The organism is Nocardia sp. NBC_00403 (genome assembly GCF_036046055.1).
GTDB lineage: Bacteria > Actinomycetota > Actinomycetes > Mycobacteriales > Mycobacteriaceae > Nocardia.
Map to the genome: position 1 here is coordinate 7,067,658 of NZ_CP107939.1, position 25,769 is coordinate 7,093,426.

The 25,769-nt window shown below is 66.9% G+C and carries 22 protein-coding genes; 3 read left to right on the forward strand and 19 right to left on the reverse strand.

Annotation, left to right across the window (positions count from 1 at the left end):
* Nucleotides 1–32: 32 nt before the first annotated feature.
* From OHQ90_RS31730 to OHQ90_RS31740, 3 genes are all read right to left on the reverse strand, one after another.
* A complete protein-coding gene (locus OHQ90_RS31730; protein WP_328403780.1) occupies nucleotides 33–2,312 on the reverse strand; it encodes a polyribonucleotide nucleotidyltransferase in 2,280 nt (759 codons plus the stop codon).
* A 399-nt stretch (nucleotides 2,313–2,711) separates the two neighbouring features.
* Nucleotides 2,712–2,981: a 30S ribosomal protein S15 gene (rpsO, locus tag OHQ90_RS31735; protein ID WP_328403782.1), complete on the reverse strand. Its 270-nt coding sequence runs from the start codon at nucleotides 2,979–2,981 to the stop codon at nucleotides 2,712–2,714.
* A 129-nt stretch (nucleotides 2,982–3,110) separates the two neighbouring features.
* Entirely contained in the window at nucleotides 3,111–4,097 is a 987-nt protein-coding gene (locus tag OHQ90_RS31740; protein WP_328403784.1) for a bifunctional riboflavin kinase/FAD synthetase, read from the reverse strand.
* Nucleotides 4,098–4,695: 598 nt separating this feature from the next.
* Here OHQ90_RS31740 and OHQ90_RS31745 point away from each other — a divergent pair.
* Complete coding sequence (locus tag OHQ90_RS31745; RefSeq protein ID WP_328413227.1) at nucleotides 4,696–5,364, forward strand: metal-dependent transcriptional regulator; 669 nt, start codon at nucleotides 4,696–4,698, stop codon at nucleotides 5,362–5,364.
* A gap of 310 nt (nucleotides 5,365–5,674) precedes the next feature.
* Here the strand turns inward: OHQ90_RS31745 and OHQ90_RS31750 are convergent, their stop codons facing one another.
* From OHQ90_RS31750 to OHQ90_RS31760, 3 genes are all read right to left on the reverse strand, one after another.
* Nucleotides 5,675–6,364 carry a hypothetical protein gene (locus OHQ90_RS31750; RefSeq protein ID WP_328403786.1) on the reverse strand — a complete coding sequence of 230 codons (690 nt, stop codon included), beginning with the start codon at nucleotides 6,362–6,364 and terminating at the stop codon, nucleotides 5,675–5,677.
* Between the two features lie 339 nt (nucleotides 6,365–6,703).
* Nucleotides 6,704–7,126, reverse strand: coding sequence for an EF-hand domain-containing protein (locus OHQ90_RS31755; RefSeq protein ID WP_328403788.1), 423 nt, complete (start codon nucleotides 7,124–7,126; stop codon nucleotides 6,704–6,706).
* Nucleotides 7,127–7,517: 391 nt separating this feature from the next.
* On the reverse strand, nucleotides 7,518–7,931 hold the full coding sequence (locus OHQ90_RS31760) for a DUF4345 domain-containing protein (RefSeq protein ID WP_328403790.1): 414 nt from the start codon (nucleotides 7,929–7,931) through the stop codon (nucleotides 7,518–7,520).
* A gap of 136 nt (nucleotides 7,932–8,067) precedes the next feature.
* Between OHQ90_RS31760 and OHQ90_RS31765 the strand changes: the two genes are divergently transcribed.
* Nucleotides 8,068–8,658: a TetR/AcrR family transcriptional regulator gene (locus tag OHQ90_RS31765; protein ID WP_328403792.1), complete on the forward strand. Its 591-nt coding sequence runs from the start codon at nucleotides 8,068–8,070 to the stop codon at nucleotides 8,656–8,658.
* Between the two features lie 349 nt (nucleotides 8,659–9,007).
* On the opposite strand, the gene truB is transcribed toward OHQ90_RS31765, so the two are convergent.
* The 5 genes from truB to OHQ90_RS31790 all read right to left on the reverse strand — a co-directional run bounded on the left by truB (nucleotide 9,008) and on the right by OHQ90_RS31790 (nucleotide 16,223).
* On the reverse strand, nucleotides 9,008–9,940 hold the full coding sequence (truB, locus tag OHQ90_RS31770) for a tRNA pseudouridine(55) synthase TruB (RefSeq protein WP_328403794.1): 933 nt from the start codon (nucleotides 9,938–9,940) through the stop codon (nucleotides 9,008–9,010).
* Nucleotides 9,940–10,614: a 4'-phosphopantetheinyl transferase Npt gene (gene npt, locus OHQ90_RS31775; RefSeq protein ID WP_328403796.1), complete on the reverse strand. Its 675-nt coding sequence runs from the start codon at nucleotides 10,612–10,614 to the stop codon at nucleotides 9,940–9,942. Before npt ends, truB begins: the two co-directional genes overlap by 1 nt.
* Before the next feature lie 44 nt (nucleotides 10,615–10,658).
* Entirely contained in the window at nucleotides 10,659–11,615 is a 957-nt protein-coding gene (locus tag OHQ90_RS31780; protein ID WP_328403798.1) for a metallophosphoesterase family protein, read from the reverse strand.
* A 322-nt stretch (nucleotides 11,616–11,937) separates the two neighbouring features.
* Nucleotides 11,938–14,532: an Ig-like domain repeat protein gene (locus OHQ90_RS31785; protein ID WP_328403800.1), complete on the reverse strand. Its 2,595-nt coding sequence runs from the start codon at nucleotides 14,530–14,532 to the stop codon at nucleotides 11,938–11,940.
* Between the two features lie 8 nt (nucleotides 14,533–14,540).
* A complete protein-coding gene (locus OHQ90_RS31790) occupies nucleotides 14,541–16,223 on the reverse strand; it encodes an Hsp70 family protein (protein WP_328403802.1) in 1,683 nt (560 codons plus the stop codon).
* Between the two features lie 104 nt (nucleotides 16,224–16,327).
* Here OHQ90_RS31790 and grpE point away from each other — a divergent pair, with 104 nt between their 5' ends.
* Nucleotides 16,328–16,819, forward strand: a complete 492-nt coding sequence (gene grpE / locus OHQ90_RS31795; RefSeq protein WP_328403804.1) for a nucleotide exchange factor GrpE — start codon at nucleotides 16,328–16,330, stop codon at nucleotides 16,817–16,819.
* 204 nt (nucleotides 16,820–17,023) lie between these two features.
* On the opposite strand, the gene OHQ90_RS31800 is transcribed toward grpE, so the two are convergent.
* The 8 genes from OHQ90_RS31800 to rimP form a co-directional block, all read right to left on the reverse strand.
* Complete coding sequence (locus tag OHQ90_RS31800) at nucleotides 17,024–18,391, reverse strand: MATE family efflux transporter (protein WP_442941511.1); 1,368 nt, start codon at nucleotides 18,389–18,391, stop codon at nucleotides 17,024–17,026.
* Nucleotides 18,392–18,440: 49 nt separating this feature from the next.
* Nucleotides 18,441–19,457 (reverse strand): DHH family phosphoesterase, encoded by a 1,017-nt coding sequence (locus OHQ90_RS31805; protein WP_328403806.1) that lies wholly within the window; start codon nucleotides 19,455–19,457, stop codon nucleotides 18,441–18,443.
* 13 nt (nucleotides 19,458–19,470) lie between these two features.
* Complete coding sequence (rbfA, locus tag OHQ90_RS31810) at nucleotides 19,471–19,914, reverse strand: 30S ribosome-binding factor RbfA (protein ID WP_328403808.1); 444 nt, start codon at nucleotides 19,912–19,914, stop codon at nucleotides 19,471–19,473.
* 26 nt (nucleotides 19,915–19,940) lie between these two features.
* A complete protein-coding gene (locus tag OHQ90_RS31815; protein WP_328413231.1) occupies nucleotides 19,941–20,231 on the reverse strand; it encodes a DUF503 domain-containing protein in 291 nt (96 codons plus the stop codon).
* A gap of 118 nt (nucleotides 20,232–20,349) precedes the next feature.
* On the reverse strand, nucleotides 20,350–23,394 hold the full coding sequence (infB, locus tag OHQ90_RS31820; protein ID WP_328403810.1) for a translation initiation factor IF-2: 3,045 nt from the start codon (nucleotides 23,392–23,394) through the stop codon (nucleotides 20,350–20,352).
* A 108-nt stretch (nucleotides 23,395–23,502) separates the two neighbouring features.
* The gene (locus OHQ90_RS31825) at nucleotides 23,503–23,838 is read right to left on the reverse strand and encodes a YlxR family protein (protein WP_328413233.1); all 336 of its coding nucleotides are present in this window, start codon (nucleotides 23,836–23,838) and stop codon (nucleotides 23,503–23,505) included.
* A 146-nt stretch (nucleotides 23,839–23,984) separates the two neighbouring features.
* The gene (nusA, locus tag OHQ90_RS31830; RefSeq protein ID WP_328403812.1) at nucleotides 23,985–25,013 is read right to left on the reverse strand and encodes a transcription termination factor NusA; all 1,029 of its coding nucleotides are present in this window, start codon (nucleotides 25,011–25,013) and stop codon (nucleotides 23,985–23,987) included.
* Entirely contained in the window at nucleotides 25,010–25,660 is a 651-nt protein-coding gene (rimP, locus tag OHQ90_RS31835) for a ribosome maturation factor RimP (protein ID WP_328403814.1), read from the reverse strand. Before rimP ends, nusA begins: the two co-directional genes overlap by 4 nt.
* Nucleotides 25,661–25,769 lie beyond the last annotated feature (109 nt).

Below are 25,769 nucleotides of genomic sequence, written 5' to 3' on the forward strand. Positions count from 1 at the left end.
TGCCGTCTTCTTCTTCGTCACAAAGACAAGTACTACTCGGTCTCCGCCGCGCCCGCATCAACGGTGTCGTCAGCGGCAGGCTCGTCAGCATTCTCGTCGACCGGCACCAGCGAGATCTTGCCGCGGTTGTCGATGTCGGCGATCTCCACGCGCAGCTTGTCGCCGACGTTGACCACGTCCTCGACCTTGGCGACGCGCTTGCCGTTGCCCAGCTTGGAGATGTGGACCAGGCCGTCACGGCCCGGCAGCAGCGAGACGAACGCGCCGAAGGCAGTGGTCTTGACGACCGTGCCGAGGAAGCGCTCGCCGACCTTCGGCAGCTGCGGGTTCGCGATGGCGTTGATCATGTCGATCGCCGCCTGCGCCGCAGGGCCGTTGGTCGCACCGACGTAGACGGTGCCGTCATCTTCGATCGAGATGTTGGCGCCGGTCTCCTCGGTGATCTGGTTGATCACCTTGCCCTTGGGGCCGATGACCTCACCGATCTTGTCGACCGGGATCTTGATCGCGGTGACGCGCGGCGCGTACTGGCTCATCTCGTCCGGGGTGGCGATGGCCTCGGCCATGACCTCCAGGATGGTGGTGCGTGCGTCGTGCGCCTGGGCCAGCGCACCGGCGAGCACCTGCGAGGGGATGCCGTCGAGCTTGGTGTCCAGCTGCAGCGCGGTGACGAACTCACTGGTGCCCGCGACCTTGAAGTCCATGTCGCCGAAGGCATCCTCGGCGCCGAGGATGTCGGTCAGCGCGACGTAACGGACCTCGTCTTCGCCCTTGTCGTTCTTGACGGTGTCGGACACCAGGCCCATGGCGATACCGGCGACCGGTGCCTTCAGCGGCACACCGGCGTTGAGCAGCGACAAGGTCGAGGCGCAGACCGAGCCCATCGAGGTGGAACCGTTGGAGGACAACGCCTCCGACACCTGACGGATGGCGTAGGGGAACTCTTCCTGGCTCGGCAGCACCGGCATCAGGGCCCGCTCCGCGAGCGCGCCGTGGCCAATTTCGCGGCGCTTCGGCGAACCGACGCGACCGGTCTCACCGGTCGAGAACGGCGGGAAGTTGTAGTGGTGCATGTAGCGCTTGCTGGTCTCCGGGCCGAGCGAGTCGACCTGCTGCGCCATCTTCACCATGTCCAGGGTGGTGACACCCAGGATCTGGGTCTCGCCACGCTCGAACAGAGCCGAACCGTGCGCCCGCGGCACCACGGCGACCTCGGCGGAGAGTGCACGGATGTCGGCGAGACCGCGACCGTCGATGCGGAAGCCGTCCGACAGAATCCTTTGACGGACAAGCTTCTTGGTAACCGAACGGAATGCGGCGCCCAGCTCCTTCTCACGACCGACGAAGTCGTCGCCGAGGCGAGCGAGCACGTCGACCTTGATCTCGTCGATCTTGTCCTCGCGCTGCTGCTTGTCGGCGATCGACAGCGCCTCGCCCAGCTCACGCTTGGCGGTGCCCTCGACGGCCTCGTAGACATCGGCCTCATACGGCGGGAACAGCGGGAACTCGCCGGTCGGCTTGGCCGCCCGCGACGCGAGGTCCTGCTGCGCCTTGCACAGGCGAGCGATGAACGGCTTCGCAGCCTCGAGACCCTCGGCCACAACGGCCTCGGTCGGCGCGGTCGCGCCACCCTCGATCAGCGCGATGACCTTGTCGGTGGCCTCGGCCTCGACCATCATGATCGCGACATCGCCGGACTCGACGACGCGGCCCGCGACAACCATGTCGAACACGGCGCCCTCGAGCTGCTCGACAGTCGGGAACGCGACCCACTGGCCCTCGATCAGCGCGACACGCACGCCGCCGACCGGACCGGAGAACGGCAGACCCGCGATCTGGGTGGACGCGGACGCGGCGTTGATGGCCACCACGTCGTAGAGATCATTGGGATCCAGGCTCATCACGGTGACGACGACCTGGATCTCGTTGCGCAGGCCGTCGACGAACGACGGACGCAGCGGCCGGTCGATCAGGCGGCAGGTCAGGATCGCGTCGGTAGACGGCCGGCCCTCGCGACGGAAGAACGAGCCGGGGATGCGACCAGCGGCGTACATCCGCTCCTCGACGTCCACCGTCAGCGGGAAGAAGTCGAACTGGTCTTTGGGGTGCTTGCCCGCGGTGGTCGCCGACAACAGCATGGTTTCGTCGTCCAGGTACGCGACGACCGAGCCTGCGGCCTGACGGGCCAGACGGCCGGTCTCGAAGCGGATGGTGCGGGTGCCGTAGCTGCCGTTGTCGATCAGCGCGACAGACTCGAACACACCGGGTTCGACCTCTACGGCCGAGGACGTGCGTTCAGTTGTTTCGGTCATTTTCTTCTCTCAACCTCTCGTCTTCGCCGAGTCGAGCGCGTCATGGGCGCGACTCGGCTATTCGTCAGCCGTACCGGATACGGGCGCGCGGCAACCCTCCTGGCTGCAACGCGCGCACCCGGCCAGATCCCCTTGGATTCGGCGACGCGGAGGCGGTCATCGATCGAAGCCCGCCGGCGGAGTTTCACCTGCCGGGAGGCCACTACCGAAGACCGACGCCACGCGGCGGGTGCATACGGCTGTGCAATGTTGTCGTGTAGATGGGTGATGCTGTCTTTAGCAACCTACAAGCAGTCGCGACAACTTTTACCCCTCATACACAAATAGCCAACGGGGAGATTGTATGCCTCCCCGTTGGCGGGTTCGCCGACTACCTCCGGTAGCCGGTGTGTCGAGCGATCAGCGACGCAGGCCGAGACGCTCGATGAGGGAACGGTAACGCGCGATGTCGCTCTTCTGCAGGTACTTCGAGAGGCGACGACGACGGCCGATCAGCGCGAGCAGGCCGTGGCGCGTGTGGTGATCGTGCTTGTGCACCTTCAGGTGCTCGGTGAGGTCGGAGATCCGCTTGGACAGCAGCGCGATCTGGGCCTCCGGCGAACCGGTGTCCTTCTCGTGCAGGCCGTACTCGGCGAGAATTGCCGACTTCTGTTCGGTGGTCAGTGCCATGGGGCATCCACTCCTATTTCTCAGTCCCGCGCTCGGAATCCGGTTGCCCGGCTGGGCGCCACCGCGGACCGCAGCAAACCCGAGGATCCACCTTACCGGATGAATTCCGGTGAACCGAATCGCGGTCGCTCAGGCCTCGGGCGCTGTCGCCGTGTCGGTGGCGCCGAGCACCTTTCGGGCGTTGTCCACGTCGCGACCCATCGCTTCGAGCAGCTCTTCGATCGAATCGAACTTGCGCATCCCACGCAGGTGCTCCACGAAGTCCACCGCGACATGCTGACCATAGAGATCGGCCTCGCCGTCGAGCACGTACGCCTCGACCGTCCTGGCGCGGCCGGAGAAAGTGGGGTTGGTGCCGACCGAGATCGCGGCCATCGCACGCTCGCCCGGTGTCACCGTGCCGATGGTCGGACCGGGGCCCAGCACGGTGAACCAGCCCGCGTACACGCCGTCGGCGGGGATCGCCGCGTGCATCGGCGGCGCGACATTCGCGGTGGGAAAACCGAGTTGCTTGCCGCGTCCGTCGCCGTGCACCACAACGCCCTCGACACGGTGTGGCCTGCCGAGCGCTTCGGCGGCCGCGCCCATATCGCCCGCGTCGACGCAGGCACGAATGTAGGTGGAGGAGAAGGTGACCGCGTGCTCGCCGATCAGCTTCACACCGTCGACCTCGAAACCGAACCGATCACCGAGCTCGCGCATGGTGTCGATGGTGCCTGCGGCCTTCTTGCCGAAGGTGAAATTGTCCCCCACCACCACCTCGACCACGTGCAGCCGCTCGACCAGCAGATCGTGCACATAGCGGGCCGGTGTCAGCTTCATGAATTCCTGGGTGAACGGTATGACACAGAACACATCGACACCGAGTTCCTCGGCCAACTCCGCCCGCCGGGTCAACGTGGTCAGCTGCGCAGGATGCGAGCCGGGGCGCACCACCTCCATGGGGTGCGGGTCGAAGGTCATCAGCACCGCGGGAACACCGCGCGCGGCAGCGGCCTTCACGGCCCGGCTGATCAGCTGCGCGTGACCGCGGTGCACACCGTCGAACACACCGATCGTGAGTACACACCGCCCCCAGTCCGCGGGCACCTCGTCGAGACTTCGCCATCTCTGCACAGTCCGCAGCCTATCTTGCACAGCCGAACACAGTCCGACCGAAGTCCGTGCAGAGCCGGAGCAAAGCCCGAGACAGCCACCGATCTCACACAACCCGACGCAGTCCCATCGAAATCCAGCCCGAGCCGGAGCAACGCCGGGGGCAGCCGCCGATCTCAACCAGCCCGACGGAGTCCGGCTCGGCCCGGCGCACAGTGCGGGAGCGGAGCTGAAGGTAGCCACTGTTCGCACCCAACCCGACGGAGTCCAAGCCGAGCCGTAACAAGCCGGAGGTAGCCGCATCCGGCGCAGCCCAGCCGAAGCAGGCATCGAGCCGCAGCAAATCCGAAAGGTAGCCGCCCATCCTGCGTAGTCGGGGCAGCGTGAGGCCCCGATGTCACACAACGCTTCCGGTGTCGTATACGGAGGGTGAATACGGCGTTCGCCCGTGCGGCGCGATGTGTGATTCGGCAGGCATATGCCTAAGCTCGGGTATGTGCCCGGTAAACGAGATATCGCCACCCGACGCGAGCTGGCCGACACCTCGGCGCAGCTCAGAGATGCCGCGCAGCAGGCAGGCGGCCCGACGCACGGTGAACCGCACGGCAGCACCGTGACGATGGCGCCGGTGCTCTCGTCGGTGGCTCAGGACTACCTCAAGGTGATCTGGACCGCGCAGGAGTGGTCGCAGGAGAAGGTGTCGACGAAGCTGCTGGCCGAGCGGATCGGCGTTTCGGCCTCCACCGTCTCCGAGGCGGTCCGCAAACTCGCCGATCAAGGTCTGGTAGAACACGCTCGCTACGGCTCCATCACGCTCACCGAGGACGGCCGCCTCGCGGCCATCGCCATGGTGCGCAGGCACCGGCTGATCGAAACGTTCCTGGTCAGTGAGCTGGGCTACGGCTGGGACGAGGTGCACGACGAGGCCGAGGTGCTCGAGCACGCCGTCTCCGAACTCCTGATGGCCCGTATCGACGCCAAACTCGGCTTCCCGGACCGCGACCCGCACGGTGACCCCATCCCCTCGGTCGACGGCGCCGTCCCCACCCCACCGGCCCGCCAGCTCAGTGACTTCGCGGCCGCCGAATCCGGCCGCGTCGCCCGCATCTCCGATGCCGATCCCGACATGCTGCGCTACTTCGACTCCGTCGGCATCGCCCTCGACACACCGATCGCCGTCGTGGAACGTCGCGACTTCGCAGGCACCATCGCCATCCGCATCGAGGACCGCACCATCGACCTCGGCAGCCCCGCCGCCCAGGCCATCTGGCTCACCACCACCGACTGACCGCGCACCCACCGGGCCCCCTCAGCGCTGCTTCGACGAAAGCACCTCTGGGACAACGCAAGAGCCGATACGGTGCCCTCGTGGCAGCGCCAATGCGTGACCCGTCTCCGCAGCTGGGGCTTCTCGATCTTTCTGTTGATCTGTCCGTGCCGGAGGTCTACTCGGGGACCGCAGCCTTCTCTCACATCACACGGATGAAGATGCCCGGCGCCCCGCAATGAAAATGCTCTTGCAGGAAGACATCTCGCGACCTGCACGCAGGCGTTGGGCGAGGAGATGCTCGGGTTCCGCTGCGGGCAGCCAGCGGCCCTCAGCACGGTGGGAAGTAGCGCTGCAGACGAGCGGGGACGCCGTCGGCGAGGGCTTCGGTCCAGCAGGTGTCGTGTGGGAAGCCGACGTAGGTGGTCCAGCCGTCCGGGTTGTGGACGACGATGCGCTGGGAGTCGCCGGGGACATTCCAGACGATGACCGCCCAGCCGCCCTCGCAATCGGAAACCGCGGCCGGGGCGGCGGCGAGGTATGGCGGAGCGTCGAGGTCGTCGACGATCGCTTCCGCGGTGCACGGTGGCGGCACCGGATCTTCGAATCGCAGTACGCCGGACACGATCTGGCCGGGTGCGGTCACGAAGGCGCTGTGCATGCCCTCGGGCACCGGCGACGATCCTGGCGGCGGTTGCATGGTGAACAGGTAGCAGCCGACCGGGACGGCGAAGGTGGTGGTGCCGTTCCCGTCCGTGGTCCCGGTCCATTGCCGCGTCTCGGCCGTCTCGCCGACCGGAATGTCACGCCGCGCAGGGTCACACGGCTGTATTAGTCGAACCGCCACCGGCACGTTCGGAACTGCGCCGCCGGATACGGTCAGCGTCTTGATGACCAACGCCGAGTTGTCCGGAGGTGGGAAGATCGGCGGCGCCTCGGGTGCGGCCAGGGAGGGAATAGTGGTTCCCTGCGGCGCGCCCGGATGGGTCGTCGACCCCGGCGCTGTGCCCGTACTCGTCACCGCTACCGAACCCCCGCGCGATGACACTGACGATTCATTGCCAGCACCGCAAGCAACGGCGGCCACGACCACCGCGGCGCAGACCATTGCCCGCTGAACGACACGCATCCCCATTGCCATCGGCCTTCCGATCGATCGTGCCTCCTGACATCTGAACTATCGCCCGGACGGCAGCCGGAGTTAACCCAGGTCAACCCTCATACGCAAGGTCGCAGTCCGGTCCGTTCCGGGACCTACACCCGACCTGATGGGCTACCTACACTGCGGCTGGCACGACCGCCTGGGTCAGCACAGCACCACGACTAGCGCGACCGACGTAACAGAACAGGACCGCCGCTGTCAGCGGGAGAGGAAGTCGAGGAGGGCTCGAAATTCTGGGAGCGAAAGGTAGCCGTCGCCGTTGGTGTCGGCGGCGGCCAGGAGGGATACGGCTGGTTCGTCGATGCGGCCCGCACCGACATGGCGGATCAGGGATTCGAGTTCGTCGACAGAGATTTGACCGTCGCCGTTGGTGTCGAAGACGCGGAAGGCGGCGTCGGCGTCGGTGACCTCTATGCGGCCTGCGACGAGAGCGGCGTCGAATTCGGCCTTGGAGACCAGGAAGTCGCCGTTGGTGTCGGCGGCCGCGACCAGGCGTTCGATCGCCTCGGCATCGACGTCCAGTCCGAGGGCGCGGATGCCCTCGGTGATGTCGTCCACCGAAACCAGCCCGTCGCCATCACGATCCCACAGTTCGAAAGTGTCGACCGGTCGTTCACTCATTGCCCATGCCTTCCCACCGCCGCCGATCCCGAGTGCCCGCGTCCGGTCACTGGCCACTCTACGGATTCCGTTGTGCCGGAGCCTGTCCGGGCGAGCGGCGCAGGAGGCACAAGCCTGCCACTCGCTACGCCCGCAGCCGCTACATCGCGGTGCGCATCGGAGCCGACGGCATCGCGGGCGATTTGTGCTCGGCTGAGGCAGGTGAACTCCGGCCACATCACCGGAGAATTCTGGATCGCCCGCGAGCTGCCGCGCAGGTCCCCGACTGCGGCGACGTGACCACGTCCAGCAGTCTGGTGGTCGTCAGCCGATGTCCGCTGCGAGCTGCGGGGACTACCTGAATTCGAGCAGCGGATCCCGAGACCCCGCAGTCCATGTCGCCCCCTCCGGCTCAGGCCGGAGCCGTGACGCCGCGAGTGTCGCGCTCGAAGCGCGTTTCCTCGCCCCTGGACAGCACAAAGAACACGGGCGGGAGCACAAGCTCGATCGCGGTGAGCACGATCTGGAACCAGTGCGGCCAGCCGTAGACGGCCAGCGATATCCCGCGTCCGACAGCGCCGAGCAGGAAGATTCCGGCGAGCCAGCGGATCGCCACCGCCGAGATCGGCGACTGCCGTGCGGCCCAGATCCACACGACGCCGTAACCGACGAAGATCGCGCCGAAGAATCGAGTCTGGCTGTCGGCGGTCACGCCGGAGGAACCCATGTCCGGGATGCCATCGATGCCGAATCCCAGGTGAAAGAACCCGATCGCCACACACGCGACACCCATTGCCATCGTGAGCCATTTGAGTACGGCGGTCATGAAATTCCTCCCGGATGTGCGGGGCGTTTAGCGCTGGCACACTACGACCTTCGGGCGATGAGCCAACTAGTAGACGTTTGTCTACTAAGCCCGACCCTACGACGCTTAGTAGACAAACGTCAACTAAGCTCACACGGTGCCCACCCGCCGCCGCCTCTCCCCCGACGAACGCCGCCGCCTACTGCTGGACGCCGGTGCGAAGCTGTTCGCCGAACGCGCGTACGACACCGTGCTGATGGAAGACGTCGCGACCGCAGCAGGGGTGTCGCGGGCCCTGCTCTACCGGCATTTCCCCACCAAGAGAGATCTCTTCGCGGGGGTCTATCAGCTAGCCGCGGACCGGCTGCTCGTGGCAACGAAACTCGATACCGAAACCCCACTGCGAGAACAACTCTCAGCGGGCCTGGACGCCCACTTCGACTACTTCGAGGCCAACGGCACAACAGTGATCACCGCCAACAAGGTGCTCGCGGGCGACCCCACCATCCAGGCCATCATCACCGGCGAACTCGGCGAGCTACGCCACCGACTGCTCGAGGTGATCGGCGTCGAAGGCGCCACCCGGGATACCACCTCCGCCATCCTGATGAGCTGGCTCACCTTCGTCCGCGTGCTATCGATCGAGTGGCTGGAAAACCGCGCCTTCTCCCGCGCCGAACTCCGTGAGGTCTGCATCGGCGCACTGCTCGGCGCACTCGAACCCGTTCTCGGCGCCCGGGACGAGTGATCGGCAGCAGTCGGGCTCGGACATCGCATATCCGCAGCGGCCCGAATCGAACTCGGCTCAGGGCTTCTCGACAGCCGACGATACGGTTCGGACGCGGCGGGGAGCTCGCCATACATGCGGACAGGCTCATGACGCCACCAGCATTCGCGATATGACGGCGGCCGGGTCCATTCATGGATTCCCACCATGCCCAGCAGTGCCGACGGACTGTCGGCGAAAACATCCCTGCAATCCTTCTCGGCACCGAACCTCTCGCTGGCCGGGTCGAACTACAGCTGATATCCCTGTCTCACAGAATATTCAGCGCCGTGTCGTAGACATTGGTGTAGTCCGACAGCACGGGCACGATTCAGTCGACCAACCCGCGCGGACGCACGACCATCACCGAGGCAGCGCGTTTACCGCTCTCCTCCAGCAGCGCAATGGCTGTTCCGTCCTCGGTGAGCGCGGCATGTACACCCTTGATGCCGATCGGCTCGAGCCAACGCCCGTCGCGCAGCGACTCGGCCTCCTGCGCGCTGATCGTGCGGTGTGGAAAGGCGGTCCGGACGGCGTCGTCCACGCCCAAGCTCAGCAGCGGGGTGTCGGCTTCCGCGGCGAGCGCCAATTCGTCCAGGGTGCGTGCATGTTCGAGAGTGAAGGGACCGACTCGGGTGCGGCGCAACACGGTCAGGTGTCCACCGACGCCGAGAGCGGCACCGAGGTCGCGGGCCAGCGCGCGCACGTAGGTGCCCGACGAGCATTCGACTTCGACGTCGAGGTCTACGAAATCGCCGTCCGAAATATCGTGGCGGGCCAGCACATCGAAGCGGGACACCGTCACGGGGCGGGCGGCGAGCTGCACGTCCTCACCGGCGCGATGGCGCGCGTAGGCGCGTTCGCCGTTCACCTTGATCGCGCTGACGGTGGCAGGCACCTGTTCGATATTGCCGGTCAGTTCCGCTGTGGCCGTGGCAATTTCGCCATCGGACAGGTGGTTCGCCGGTGTCGTCGCGAGCACCTCGCCCTCGGCGTCGTCGGTGGTGGTGGCCTGGCCGAGGCGAATGGTCGCAGTGTAGGCCTTGGTGGTGAGGGTGAGCAGCCCGAGCAGCTTGGTGGTGCGCTCCACGCCGAGCACGAGCACCCCGGTGGCCATCGGGTCCAATGTGCCCGCGTGACCGACCTTCTTGGTGCGCAACAGCTTCCGACACTTCGCTACCACATCGTGGCTGGTCCAGCCGCCGTCTTTGTCCACGATCAGCAGACCACCGAGCACATCGGGACGCACCGTCGAGCCGGCCATCAGCCGTGCACAATCGCGGTGAGGATGAGCCCGTCGCCGATCATCCAGCGACCGTCGAAGGAGGTCAACGGCACGCCACCGTCATTGGTCTGCCCTGGCACCAGCAGCTCGCTGTGGAAGGTACCGGTACCGGCACCGTCGGAGCTCTCGTCGACGGTGAAGGTGATGTGCGCGTCCTCGAAGCCGAGCCAACGCGCCGTCAGCGGCCACCATGCCTTGTAGGTGGCTTCCTTGGCACAGAACAGCAGTCGGTCGAGATGCACGGCAACGAGGGGGCTCGCGCTGGTGAGCCACTCTCGCTCCGGCGGCAGGCTCACCGAATCCAGCACGCCCTCGGGCAGCGGACCATGCGGTTCCGCATCGATCCCGACAGACCGGAACCGCAGCTTGTGCGCCAGCGCCGCCGCCCGATACCCCTCGGTGTGCGTCAGGCTCCCGACGATGCCGCGCGGCCACACCGGCGCACCCCGCTCCCCTTTACCGATGGCCACCGGCGGCTCGCCGAGCTCCGCCAACGCGAGTCGCGCGCAATGCCGGGCTCCGATGAAGTCCCGACGCCGCTTCTCCACCGACTTCGCGATGAGATGCTCCTCCGCAGGATGCGCCGTCAGCTCCTCCGGGTACTCCAACAGCTCGGCCGAGGCCACACCAGCAGGCAGAATTTTCTCGATCATCGCCAACGAGCGTAGTCCAGCCCGGATGGCGCGAGCATGCGGAGTCAGACTCCGCGGCGACGTTCTGCTTTGCTCCGCATTTCGGCGGCGGCCGCTTCCATTTCCGGCGTGACCTTGAAATGGCCGCCCCACTTGTTCAGCGAGCCCGGCGGGTACTCCGGGGCAGGCAGGATCTGGCGCAGCAGGCGGTCGGGCAGGCCGCGGCGCTGCCATTCGCGGGGGTAACCGAGGGAGACCTCTTCGAATCGGACGCCGTCGTAGTAGGAGGTGCGCGGGATGTGCAGGTGGCCGTAAACCGAGCACACCACGTTGTATCGGGTGTGCCAGTCGGCGGTCAGGTCGGTGCCACACCAGAGGGCGAACTCCGGGTAGAACAACACGTCGGTGGGTTGGCGAACCAGCGGGAAGTGGTTGATCATCACCAACGGCGTGCCGGGCGCGAGTGCGTCCAGCTTGCGCTGGGTGACCTGGACTCGGGCATGGCACCAGGCGTCGCGGGTCGAGAACGGGTCCGGCGACAGCAAGAACTCGTCGGTCGCCACTACGTTGCGGTCGCGGGCGACGGCCAGTCCCTCGGCCTTCGTGGTGGTCCCTGCGGGCAGCCACGAGTAGTCGTAGAGCAGGAACATCGGGGCCAAGGTCACCCGTCCGCCGTGCTCCTCGGCGCCTGCGCCCTCCCATACCGGGAACGGATCCTCCGGTGTGAGCACGTCGAGATCGCGGCAGATCGACACCAGATAGTCGTATCGCGCCGCACCGTGCATCTGGACCGGGTCCTTTGCCGTGGTCCACAATTCGTGGTTACCCGGCACCCAGATCACCTTCGCGAACCGGCGGCGCAACAGCTCGAGCGTCCACCGGATGTCGTCGCTCTTCTCCGCCACGTCCCCGGCGACGATCAACCAGTCCTCCGGCGAATCCGCCCTGATCTCCTCGACCACCGGACGATTCCCCTGGTGGCCGACATGAACGTCGCTCACCGCCATCAACTTGGGTATCACCCCACCTACATTGGCACAGCCACACCACTCTCCGCCCGCCGACCCGCTCCCTCGCCTACCACTCACCACCCGCGAGCACGCGTCAGCACAGACCGCCGCACCCTCGCCACATGCGGCGCGCTGATGTCCGGCGCCTGGGAGTATGAGCCAGGCGCAGGGTTGCGACCTGGATGGCTCACTTCGAGTGGCAAGAGCTCGGCGGCGGGATTGTCACTGAAGGTGAGCCGAGTCGGCAGGTTTGCGGCTCGACGGGAGCTGCGGACTTCGGCGATGCAATGTGATCGTGAGCAACGACGTCCGATCGCCAGTTACGAGAAACCAGCTAGCAATCCCAGTGGATTCGGGCCGTGTCTGCGAAACCTGTTGCAACAGTGAGCTTTCCCGTTGCTTCGCGACGGCATGACGCTATCGCGATGTGGCATGGGCGGTCGATGTGCTCGGGGATGCGGACGCCGCCGTCGATCTCGTAGCGCATATTGGTGACCTTCCACGCACGGGCGCACGGGTCGTCCGGGGTGCTCGGCGGCTCGTCGGCACGGATCACGACCATTACTTCGGTGACGCCACTCGGCCAGGTGAACACCAGTAGGCCGTTTTGCTCGGCCAAGCCTGTGACAGTGGGGATCCCGCTGGGAGCGGGATCATCGTGCTGGTACGCGGGATCATCTTGTGCCGGTACACGATCGCCGTCGGAGCGCCCCCGATCGGCCAGCGGATACTCGCGTTCGGGCGGTGAGGACACATGCTCGCCGGACGAGCCACCGCCATCGCCCTGCGAACGCTCCGGCGGGACCGGCGAGGTCGCACCATGACTCTGCACATTTCCACGACTCTCCGGCGAGAACTCACCATCACCCCTCGAATAGCCGTAATCACGAGGCGAATGCCGGTCATCGCCCGTGGCGGGCCCAGCATCGTCGGACGATGACACAGCGGCACCCGGCGCATCGCCAGGATCGCCCTGCGCGGGCATGGGACGGACCTCGGGATTGATCGACGCCGGTATCGAATCGTTCAGCGCAGGTTCGGGCAGTGAGAGTTGTTGCTCACCAAGTGGTTTCGGTGACTCAGCTCCGGGATGCAGGGTGCGTGCGGTGTCGGATCGGGTGATCTCCGAGTACTTCCCGGCAACTGCGGCGGCTACCGCGTAGACGGGCAGCCGGCCTGCGGGTGCGCCACCGTCTTCGAGTTCGGTGGCTCGGGTGCGGCCGACTACGCGCCAGGAGCCGTCCGGTTGCAGGCGGGTCACTCGGTAGTCGACTGTGGCAGTCGATGATGGTGACCAGACCACCAGGACCGATCCGGTCGCGGTGCTGGTGGCCTCGACACGGGCCGGCGCCTCGACAGGCGCCTGCGCGAGCGCGGCTGCTGCGCCTTCATGGTCGGCGCAGATAGCTTTGGCGTCGACCAGACCGCGCAGCAGGGTCTCGGCGGGCCCCGCCTGTGCTACGGCAACGAGCCGGTCGGCTTCGGCGATCGCCGCCCGTGCTCCGGCAAGTAGTTCGTCGAGGGTACGACCCTGCTGTGGGGGCGGCACGTCGGAGGCGGTGCGCTGCAAGGACTCCAGGTGCGGCACGGCCTCGACGTATCGCTTCGCCGCGCAAGCCGCGCTCGCGCTGCGCCACTGCGCTGCGGCCGCCGCGAGCACTCGATCCACTTCGTCGGCGACCGACCTGATGGGTGTCAGGCCGTCATCATCGGCGCCGAGGAGCCGACGTGCCTCGGCGACCTGACGCGCCGCTTCGCTCGGACGGCCGGCTCGCAACGCCGCGCGTGCCGCCTTCAACGGCGCCTCCCATTGCCGAGGCACCGGCGTTCCCGATCGGGTCGGCGACGTACTCGACGTCGATGCTGTTCGCGGTCGGGGTGCGGTCGTGCCATGCGGCGCGGTCCTCGGCAGCGATGTATCGGACGACGTAGGTGTTCGGGGTGGCACGCCGTGCGACGAATCCTCCACGGAAGCACCGAGTTCCGCGGCGAGTCCGGTAAGCAGCCGAGTAGCGCCGGCGCGGTCGAGCCCCAACGCGACAGCCTCGTCGAGGAGATATTGGAAGTCCGCACCGACGAGCTCGTCTTCGACGAGCACCGCGGCCCTGACCTTCGGGCGAAGCTCGGCGGCAACATCCTCGGCCACCGCGCGCAGGTATTCCGCCATGGCAGTGTCACCGGACTCGAGCACGTCGTGAACATGAATCAGCAGTTCATCCAACACCACTCGAACCCGCCCCGGCGGCAGTTCCCGAGACCGGGCGCGCAATGCCTCGGCACGCAGCCGAATCTCGCGAGTCCGGCCCGCGTTTGTAGATTCCACTCGGAGCAGGGCGAACAAGGTCGGTGTCGGTGGTCCCTCCAGCAGCCGCTCCCATTCAGCGAGCAGTTGGCGGATCTGCCGTCTGCGCTGGTCGGTGAGCACGCTGGGAGCGGCGGGTTCGGCGTCGGCGATGACTCGGTGCCTGCGCATCCGAGTCGCAACCTCGGCGGCACTGAGCCCACCCATCGCGCCGATCTCGGTCAGCCCCTCGACTTTTCCGGCCGGTACGCCGCCGTAGCGCTGCACCAAGCGGGATATCGCGGTATCGAGCATGTCGTATCGATCCGCGTCGCGCTGGGTACGACGCTCACGCACCCGCGCCGCCTCGGCCCGCCGCGTTCCCGCCTCGAGCACCAGCCCCGACAAAATGGAGTGCGCCTCGACAAGCAGCCCCACCAGCACCCGGTACTTCGGATGATCGCGCTGACGCTGCCAGAAACCCCACACCTCGGCGACCCGTGCGGCCACCTCGGCGTCGCTCAGCATGTCTGCTTCCGCCAGCGGAATGTCGTAGAGCTCGAACGGATCCGAGTGCTCGATGCCGCCTCTGCGCTCGACGCCAGCGAGCACACGCTTGCGATAGTCGTTCGGGTCGAATGCCTCCATGAGGTGACTCAGCTACTGCGCCGGCGCGAGCGCTGGACCTGATCCAGCTCGAGCTCCACGTCGGCTTGTGACAATGTCGCCCCGGTCTGGGTAGATAGGACCAACGGAATGTCGGCGTCGATGTGATGGGCCGTCACGTGCAGCACGCCGTCGAAACCCATTTCGAAGGTCACCCGCACCTCGCTGCCTTCGGGATACCCGGGCGGAATCCCCCGAATGCGTCCCTCTATCAGTACTTTCGTGTCCTCCGGCCGCATCGACGCGGCTTGCCCCTGCTGCTCGACCACGGTCAGGGCGATCTCGTCCTGGTCGGGGCGGACCGTGCCGAAGGACCGCCGCACTCGAACCGGCAACGTCTGATTCCGGTTGACCAGCCAGGTCGCCGCCAACCCATACCGGTGGTCCAGCGCGAGCAGACCGAATCCGCGCGAGACGACCGTGTCGACCTGAATTTCCAGCATCCGGCGCACCAGGCTCACCGGCTGTCCGAACGACGCGGCGACCCGCCCGATCGCATTGTCCAGATCCTGTTGCGGCGCATCATGGATGCCCGCTCCGTCGCGGAGCCGGCCCCTTGTCACCAGGTCGGCGATGGTCAGCCGCTCCATCTCGAGCTTCTCCCCGTACAACGCGGCGCCGCGTGCCACCGAAAGATCGGGATCGCGCAGTTCACCGGCCAGCCCCAGCTCCCGTTGAAGGTCACTCTCCACCATGGGCATTCGGGACGAACCGCCGACCAGCAGCAAGCGGTCGACGGACGAGACGCCGCGCTTACTCGCCGCGGCCAAGCAGTCGCGGGTGAGATCTATCGTGCGCTGCATCAGTGAAGCGGTCATGGTCTCGACGTCGTCGCGGGTCAGCGAGATGACGGCCCTTGCACCGTCGTGGGCGACCACCACATCGGTGTGGTCGGCGTCGGTCAACTCACGTTTGGCCCGTTCGGCGGCCAGCACCAGCATCTGCGATCCCGCCGAATCGTCCAGCGGGTCTTCGGCATCCGGATTGGCCGCGCAGAATTGCTGCGACAGATACAGGGCGATCCGCTCGTCCCAATCGGCACCGCCGAGCTGATGATCGCCCTCGACCGCGAGCACCGAGATACGGCGATCAGCGAGCTCGATGACAGTGGCGTCGAACGTGCCACCGCCGAGGTCGTAGACGAGCACGGTCTCGCGCGCCGGGTGCTTATCGACATCCAGACTGCCGTCGAGGCGGCCGAACCCATAGGACAGCGCCGCAGCGATCGGCTCCGACAGCACACCGGCAACATCGAAACCGGCATAGGTGCCCGCCTGGATCGTCGCGCGACGCTCCTCGTCACCGAAATAGGCGGGGACAGTGATGACGGCACGTTTGACCGGCTCGCCACCACCGAATTCAGCATCGGAGGCAAGGCTTTTCAAGATCAGCGCCGATACCGCGGGCGCCGACCAGGTCTTCCCGTGCGCCGCGAACCGCCACTCGCTGTCGCCCATGCGGCGTTTGACCAACGCGCACACATGTTCCGGATCCAGCCGGGCCTGCCGCCGGGCGCCTTCACCGACGAGATGATCGTTCGCGGAGGCGAACAGCACCACCGAGGGAACCGTCGAGTCACCGGTCATCCCGACCATGATTTCGGGGCGGCCGTCGGCGTCGATACGCGCGATTGCCGAGTTCGTGGTGCCCAGGTCGATGCCGTAAACCCCCATGAGACGCGATGGTAGCAGCCGGATCCGACCGGTTCCCAGCCGCGAACACCGCCGAATGCGACCGGCGCCCAACCCGATCGATCACGTCCGGTTATGGTGCGAATATGACGGAACCAGCCGCCCGGTCGATCGAAGATCCGAGGACCACGATCGATCAACTCGCCGAGCGCATCGAGGACCTGTCCCGCGTGATCGCCCGCCAGGCCGCGACGATCGAGCGCATGGTCGATACAGCGAAGGCACGTGCCGATCGGGACCGCGCGGGAGCCGATCTTCCCTTGGTCGTCGAACTGTTCGCCCTGTACGCCGACACTGCCGCCTGCGCCGCCACCGCGCAGTCCCCCCACGAACGTGATGCCTTCGACGCCATGGCCACTCGCGTCGAGCGCCTCATCGTCGGCCGCGGCGGATCCCTCGTCACACCCCGACCCGACTCACCCTTCGACGCGCTCACCATGGAGGCGTCCGACGTCACGCCAACCGACGACCCGGCGGCGGATCGCACCGTCGATGGTCTGATCCAACCCGGCCTCACCGTCTCCGGCCGCTCCATTCGCCCCGCAACGGTGGTCGTCCGACGCTACGTCGAGCGCTGACCGACCCAGCCGGTCGGGCAGCTCGCCTTGTCTGCCATCCGAGGGATTACTCCGACAGCGCATCCACTGCCAGTGGACCACGGTGGAAGCCGGCCGTCCGGTACCCGAGTCGCGGAAGGCTGAGCCGGGTTCCCCGCCGGGCGCGTTGAGCTCTGCTCAGCACACTGCGGAGAGCTGAGCTCGACACCGGCGATTCTTCCAGGCTCAGGCCGCTGCACGGCCCCGTCCGGGAATTTCCATGCCGACCTGCGCCCATCGGCCCGACTCGGCCCGCCAGACCACGGCGATCAACCGCAGCAGCATGAATCCGACAAGGCCGGACCAGATCCCGGCTAGACCCCAGTCGAAGGCAAGCGATAGCCAAATCGCGGGAAGGAAGCCGAGCAGTGCTGCGCCGAGGGTGGTGGTCCGAAGGTAGGCCGCGTCGCCCGCGCCGAGCAGGACGCCGTCGAGCGCGAAGACGATGCCTGCGACCGGGATGATGGCGACGAAGAACCACCACGCGACATGTGTGCGGTCCAACACGGCGGGGTCGTCGGTGAAAAGCTTCGGTATCACGACGACGCCCGCGGCGAAGAACGCCGCCAAGATCAATGCGAAGAGCTCCGACCAGCGAGTGATGCGACGTGCCAGGCTGCGTGCGCCCCGTGCGTCGCCTGCACCGAGCGCGGCTCCGACCAGGGTTTGCGCGGCGATCGCGAGCGAATCCAGCGTCAAGGCAAGGAAATTCCAGAGTTGCAGAACCAATTGGTGGGCGGCGACGGAGGCAGCGCCGAATCGGGCGGCGACGGCGGCCGCCGAGACGAAACAGGCTTGGAAGGCGAGACTGCGGACGATCAGGTCGCGACCGAGCACCAACTGCGCACGCATAACCGACCAGTGCGGAGCGAGCGAAATCCGTTCACGCACCAGAGCACTGAGGAACAACACGGCCGTCACGGCCTGCCCGGCAACATTGGCCACAGCGGATCCTGGCAGCTCGAGGCGTGGTGCACCGAGCAGCCCGTGCACCAGTACCGGGCACAACACACCTGAAACCGACAGCCCGGCAACCACGAACAACAACGGTCGACGGGTCTGCTGTACCCCACGCAGCCACCCGTTGCCCGCCATCGAAATCAGGATCAGCGGGACACCGAACAACGCGATCCGCACCCAGAGCAGAGCCTCAGCCGCGATATCCCCACCGCCTGCGATCACATTCGTCAGCGGAATCGCGAACAGCTGCACCGCAATGACGATCAGCGCCCCCAATACGACGGCGATCCACGTCGCCTGCACGCCCTCGGCCACCGCACCGCGCTCATCCCCCGCACCATGCCTGCGGGCAGCGCGCGCGGTGGTGCCGTAGGACAAAAAGGTCAGCTGCGAACTCGCCTGAGCCAGAATCAATCCCCCGACTGCAAGCCCGGCCAGCGCCAACGCCCCGAGCCGCCCGACCACCGCCAGGTCGAACAGCAGATAGATCGGTTCGGCGACGAGCACTCCCAACGTCGGCACCGCAAGTCCGAGAATCCGCCTCGGCCCGGCATTCGCCGCCGGATCAGCACGCTCCGGCGGCGCGGCAACCACGATGGACTCGTGCCCAGCGCCCCCGCCGAGGTCCTCAGTACTCACCCGCTCACCCGAGAGCGGCCAGCAGTGCCGCGACAATGGATTCGGGCGTGCCGTTGGTGGTGTAACCGGCAGCGAAGCGATGTCCGCCGCCACCCAAGGCAGTTGCTATCGCGGCCACGTCGACGCCGTCGGCGCCGCCGGGTGTGGTGTCGCGGGAACGCAGCGACACGGTCCAGCGCTCCTGGATGGTGCGTGACTCCTTGAAGACCGCGGCAACGCCCGCTTCGGCGGTGGTGCGGACGATGTCGACGACACTCTCCGCCTCTTCCGAGCTGACCTCGGCCACATCGGCGCGACGCACGAACGCGTACACCAGGCCCGTGCCGCCATTCGCCGAGGGCACCAACTGCGCGGAGCCCAGGACGCGCGACAGCATCGGCAACCAGTTGAACGGGTGGGTGTCCATCAGCGTGCGGGAAATCTCCGCACCGTCGATACCGGTGGCCAGCAGTCGCTCGGCCAAACGGTGGGTGCCGGGCCGAACCCAGCGGAACGAGCCGGTGTCGGTGACAAGCCCTGCGTAAAGGCAGTGCGCCACTTCGGGATCGATCGGCACCTGCCACGCGTCGAGCAACCGGACGAGCACGCTGGTCGTCGACTCCGCGTTCGGATCGACCACATTGACCGTCCCGAACCTGGTGTTGGATCGGTGATGATCGAGCACCAGTGTTGTTGCGGCACCGGACAATCGGTCGGCCAAAGCGCCGAGCCTGCCCGCGCTGCCGCAATCCACGGCCACCAGCAGGTCCACCTCACGCGGTACCTGCTCCGGCGCGACCAAATGATGCGCGCCTGGCAACGACCGCATCGAAACGGGCAAATCGGCCGGTTCGGCGAACGACACCCACACCGGAATACCGCGACGATGCAGTATCAACGCCAATGCCAGCCCGCTGCCGATGGTGTCGGCATCAGGCTGCACGTGGCACAGGATGGTGACCGAGCGTGCGGCCGCCAATGCCGCGACGGCCGCATCGAGATCCGCCGCGCCGAGACCGAGTGCTTCGGGCATCGTCGTCATCGCCTACCGCATGTCACTCGTCGGTGTCGCGTTCGACCTTGTACGGATCGGACTCGCCTGCGTGGGTAGCGGTGGCCGCCACCTTCGCCACCGCTTCGTCGGCAGCTCTGGCCTTGGCCAGCAATGCCTCCATGTCCGCAGCCACCTCGGGCACCTTGTCGAGCACAAAGGCCAGCGTCGGGGTGAACTTCACGCCGGTGCCTGCGCCCACCTTCGAACGCAGCACGCCCTTCGCCTTCTCCAGGCCCATGGCCGCACCCTCGTAATCGGGTTCGACGTCCAAGCTTTCGCCCAGCACCGTGTAGTACACCTTGGCGTCCCGCAGATCCGGGGAGACCTTGGCATCGGTGATGGTCACGAAATTCAGGCGCGGATCCTTCACCTCGTACTCGATCGCGGTCGCCACGATCGCGGAAATCCGCTTGGCGAGTCGGCGTGCCCTGGCTTGATCCACCATGGCTGAACCCTCCTCACAATAAAACGTCAGTCTTCGGGTCCGAAGATCCTGCGGCGCACTGCCAGCAACTCTAACTCCGGACGGGCGGCAACGTGCCGCTCACATTTGTCGAGCACCTCGGTCAGATGATCCATTCCGGAACTGACCATGGCGACTCCCAGCAACGACCGGCGATGCCGATCGTGTTCCCCGCCTTCGGCGGCACTCACCCCGAAGCGTTGCAACTCGGCCAGGACCGGCCGGATCACCGAACGCTTCTCCTTCAGTGAATGCACGTCACCGAGCAGGATGTCGAACTCCAGTGCACCGAGGTACACGCACACCTCTTCAGTGTCGAGATTCTTCAGTATCGAGACGATAGCGCCGTCAGGTCGCGCCCACCCGAGCCCCGGCTTTTCGCCGGGGTGACGGGCGGGCGCGACGCTGTTGCGGCTATCAGTCGCGCGGCTTCTCGCGCAGCTCGTAGGCCTCGATGATGTCGCCTTCCTTGATGTCGGAGTAGGTGACGGTCATACCGCATTCGAAGCCCTCGCGGACCTCGGCGGCGTCATCCTTCTCACGCTTCAGGGAGGAGATCGTCATCGTCTCGGCGACCACCACGTTGTCACGCAGCAGCCTTGCCTTCGCATTGCGCTTGACCGACCCGGAGGTGACCATGCAGCCGGCGATGTTACCGATCTTGGAGGACCGGAAGATCGCGCGGATCTCGGCGCGACCCAGCTCGACCTCTTCGTAGATCGGCTTGAGCATGCCCTTGAGGGCCTTCTCGATCTCATCGATGGCCTGGTAGATCACCGAGTAGTACCGGATGTCCACGCCTTCGCGGTTGGCCAACTCGGTCGCCTTGCCCTCGGCACGGACGTTGAACCCGATGATGATCGCGTTCGACGCCGACGCCAGGTTGACGTTGGTCTCGGTGACACCACCGACACCACGGTCGATGACCCGCAGACGCACCTCGTCGTCCACCTGGATACCGAGCAGCGCCTCTTCGAGGGCCTCGACGGTACCGGAGTTGTCGCCCTTGAGGATCAGGTTCAGCTCCGAAGTCTCCTTCAGCGCGGCATCCAGATCTTCCAGGCTGATCCGCTTGCGGCTGCGAGCGGCCAGTGCGTTGCGCTTACGCGCATTGCGGCGATCGGCGATCTGACGTGCGATGCGGTCCTCGTCGACAACCAGGAGGTTGTCACCGGCGCCCGGCACCGACGTGAAGCCGATGACCTGGACCGGTCGCGACGGCAGCGCCGCAACAACATCCTCGCCGTGCTCGTCGACCATGCGACGGACGCGACCGTAGGCGTCGCCCGCCACGATCGAGTCGCCGACACGCAGCGTGCCGCGCTGGATGAGCACGGTTGCCACCGGACCACGGCCGCGGTCGAGGTGCGCCTCGATGGCGACACCCTGGGCGTCCATGTCCGGGTTGGCCCGCAGGTCCAGCGATGCGTCCGCGGTCAGCACGACCGCTTCCAGCAGCGCCTCGATGTTGGTGCCCTGCTTGGCGGAGATGTCGACGAACATGGTGTCGCCGCCGTACTCCTCGGTCACCAGACCGTATTCGGTCAGCTGCTGCCGGATCTTGTCCGGGTTCGCGCCTTCCTTGTCGATCTTGTTGACCGCCACCACGATCGGCACGTCGGCCGCTTGCGCGTGGTTGATCGCTTCCACCGTCTGCGGCATGACGCCGTCGTCGGCCGCGACCACCAGGATCGCGATGTCGGTGGCCTTCGCACCACGGGCACGCATGGCGGTGAACGCCTCGTGACCCGGGGTGTCGATGAAGGTGATCAGTCGGTCTTCGTCGTTGACGTGCGTCAGCACCTGGTAGGCGCCGATGTGCTGGGTGATGCCACCGGCCTCGCCCTCACGGACGTTGGCCTTACGGATCGTGTCGAGCAGTCGGGTCTTACCGTGGTCGACGTGACCCATGACGGTCACCACCGGCGGCCTGATCTGCAGGTCTTCCTCGCCCCCCTCGTCCTCGCCGTAGGTGAGGTCGAAGCTTTCGAGCAGCTCGCGATCCTCGTCCTCCGGGCTGACGACGTGCACGACGTAGTTCATCTCGCTGCCGAGCAGCTCGAGGGTCTCGTCGTTCACCGACTGGGTAGCGGTGACCATTTCGCCGAGGTTGAACAGCGCCTGGACCAGCGAGGCCGGGTTGGCGTCGATCTTCTCCGCGAAGTCCGACAGCGATGCGCCGCGGGCAAGACGGATGATCTCGCCGTTGCCGCGCGGCAGCCGGACGCCGCCGACGGCGGGCGCCTGCATGTTCTCGTACTCGGCGCGCTTCGCCCGCTTCGACTTGCGGCCACGACGGACCGCGCCGCCGGGACGACCGAAGGCACCGGCTGCGCCACCACGGCCACCGGGTCCACCGGGACGACCACCGCCGCCACCGGGACGACCACGGAAACCGCCCGCCGCGGGAGCACCCGCACCGGCACCGGGCGCACCCGTGCCGCCACCGCCACCGGGACCGCCGCGGTAGCCACCGCCACCGCCACCGCCACCGCCACCGGGACGACCGCCGGGTCCACCCGGACGACCGCCGGGACCGCCCGGACGACCGGCACCCGCGCCGCCGCCCGGACCCGGACGGGCCGAACGAGCAGGCATGGCACCGGGATTCGGGCGCGGCGGCATCGAGCCGGGGCTCGGCCGCGGTCCACCGGGACGGGGACCACCCTGACCAGCGGCCGGACGGGGACCGCCCTGACCGGGAGCCGGACGGGCGCCGCCCTGCGCGGGTGCGCCGGGACGCGGTCCGTGCCCGGGACCCGGGCGCGGACCGCCTTGGCCGGGGGCAGGACGCGGCGCGGGGCGCTCACGCTCGGGAGCCGAGGAATACGGATTGTTGCCGACCCGAGGGGTCTTGGGGCCTGGCTTCGGACCGCTCGCGGGACCTCCGGGGCGCGGGCCGGAGCCCTGCGCGGGGGTACCGGGGCGCTGTTGCTGCGGCTGACCGGGCCGCGGACCACCTGGGGTCGGGCGCGGACCGGCCGGAGCCGGAGCGGCCTTCGCCGCGGGAGCCGACTGTGCGGCGTCCTGAACCGGCGCCGATTCGCGCGCGACCGGGGCCGCGGGAGCCGGCTTCACGGCCGGACCGGGGCGCACCGCGTCGGCGACGCGCTCGGCGGGCCGGGCGACGGGCTCAGCGGTTTCCCGCGCGGCCGGAGCCGCGGGGGTGGCTGCCGGAGCCGGAGCCGGAGTACGTGGACCCGGACGCGGGCCACCCGGGGTGGGCTTGGCGGCCGGACGGGCGGTCGACGCCGATCCGGGCCGCGCCTCGGACTTGGCTGCTCCATTGGCCGGTGTGGACTTCGCCGCCACCGACTCGCGCAGCCGACGTGCGACGGGTGCTTCCACCGTCGAGGACGCCGACTTCACGAACTCGCCCTGCTCCTTGAGCTTTGCGAGTAGTTCTTTGCTTGTGACACCGAGTTCTTTGGCCAACTCGTGCACGCGGGCTTTGCCTGCCACTGCTCTCCTCACTGAGAGGTCGAGCAGTGCCTCCGCCTAGGGAAGGCGGGCCCGCACGACCTCGGGTTATCTCCGATGGACGTTCATCGTTGGTGCTTCACGGTGTGCTCATGAGTGCTCGTGCCTGTTCTCGAGGTACTTCTCCAGGGCTGAGATATCCAGATGTCCGGACACTCGTAGTGCTCTGCCGAATGCTCGGCGTCGCTCTGCTGCGGTCAAACAAACCGAAACGGGGTGCAACCAGGCACCCCGTCCGGGAAGTCTGCGCTGTGGATCGGGAACGATCGCAAAAGCATGAGAACCATTTGTGCCGGTCTCACATTCCCGCGCCACGATCCGCAACAGGTCGACGGCCAACTCGCGCTTCCGGCATCCGATGCAAGTCCGCACCGGAGCTGCCGGACGCTGGGGCGTTGTTGGCTGCTGGCTGGTGCGGTCGGGCAAGGAAACCAAAGGCTCGCGTTGAACCTGAGACCACTCTACCGCTGCCCCGGTCAGATCACCGAACCCCGCCCCCGCGGAAGTTACCAACATGTCATCCGAAGCATCCGGTATCGGGCCCATACGCGGCTCACCGCGAGCGGTGTCGGTCAACTTCGATGCGCTTCCGTTCGTACACTGCCGCCCATGTCAGGGGCCGCGTCGCTGCGGATATCGATGCGCCAGCCGGTCAAGCGGGCCGCCAGGCGGGCATTCTGCCCCTCCTTGCCGATCGCGAGCGAGAGCTGGAAGTCCGGCACCACGACCCGCGCAGCGCGCGCCTCCGCATCGACGATGGTGACCGATACCACTTTGGACGGCGAGAGCGCATTGCCGACGAAAGTCGCCGGGTCCTCCGCGTAATCGATGATGTCGATCTTCTCGCCTGCCAGCTCGCTCATCACGTTGCGCACCCGCTGCCCCATCGGGCCGATACAGGCGCCCTTGGCGTTGACTCCCGGCACGGTGGTGCGCACCGCGATCTTGGAGCGGTGCCCGGCCTCACGAGCGACCGCGACGATCTCCACCGAGCCGTCGGCGATCTCGGGAACCTCGAGCGCGAACAGCCGGCGCACCAGATTCGGGTGCGTCCGCGACAGCGTGATCTGGGGGCCGCGCGGGCCGCGCGAGACGCCGACGACGTAGCACTTGATCCGGTCGCCGTGCTCGTAGGTTTCGCCGGGCACCTGCTCGGCGGGCGGGATCAAGCCCTCGGTCCCGTGCATCTCGCTACCGATGCGTACCACGATGGTGCCGCGAGCGTTGGCGCGCGCGTCGCGCTGCACGACGCCGCCGACGATGTCGCCCTCATGGGTGGCGAACTCGCCGAAGGACTTCTCGTTCTCCGCATCGCGCAGTCGCTGCAACACCACCTGGCGTGCGGTGGTCGCGGCGATCCGGCCGAATCCCTCTGGGGTGTCGTCCCATTCGGAAATCATGTTGCCGTCGGCGTCGACCTCCATGGCCATCACCCGCACGACGCCGGTCTTCTGGTTGATGTCGATGCGCGCGTTGGGCTGGTGACCCTCGGTGTGCCGGTAGGCGGTGAGCAATGCCGACTCGATCGCGGAGATCACGGTCTCGATCGAGATCCCCTTGTCGGCGACAATCGCGCGCAGGGCTTCGATTTCGATGTTCATTCCACGATCCCTTCGGTCGGCGAATCGGACGCTGTTATTGATTCGGACAATGCATCGGTCGTTCCTAGAACTTCTTCTTCCTGTCCCGGCCGCGGACGGCCGGGCGCGACTCCACCCGCAAGCTCGAGCTCACCCGCACCGGGCGGCGAGAACTCGACCTGGACGACGGCTTCGGCGATGTCGGCGAGCGCGACGCTGACCCGATGCGGGTTGCGTTTGCCGCCGAGCACCAGCGCCACCGTGCCGTCGGTGAGCGCACCGACCCTGGCTTCGAACTTGTCCGATCCACCCGAATCAGGGGCGGGCACCCCGGGTCGTAGCGAGATCCGCACTTTACGCCCACGGGCGCGACGCCAGTGCCGGTCGGCGGTGAGCGGGCGATCGATGCCGGGTGTGGTGACTTCCAGCAGATACTCCGTCTCGCCGAAATCGCCTGCCTCGTCGAGATGCTCGGAGAGCTCCCTGCTGAGTTCCGCGATGGTGTCCAGATCCGCGGCGTCGTCGCTGTCCACGATCACCTTCACCCGAGCCTGCGCTTCCGCGTGCTTGCCGGCCGTCGAAATCTCGACGCCCTCGAGGTCGAATCCTCGGCGTTCGACGAGTCCAGCAACCAGCTGGCTCAGCCTTTCCTCGGTCGGCATCGGCATGTGGGGCGACTCCTGGTTCAGTTGTGACGTGGCGGGAAAATTCTCTACCGAAGGTCTAGCGTAACGCGCCACGAGAGTGTAAAGGACCAGCGGCCTGAGGCAAGTTTCC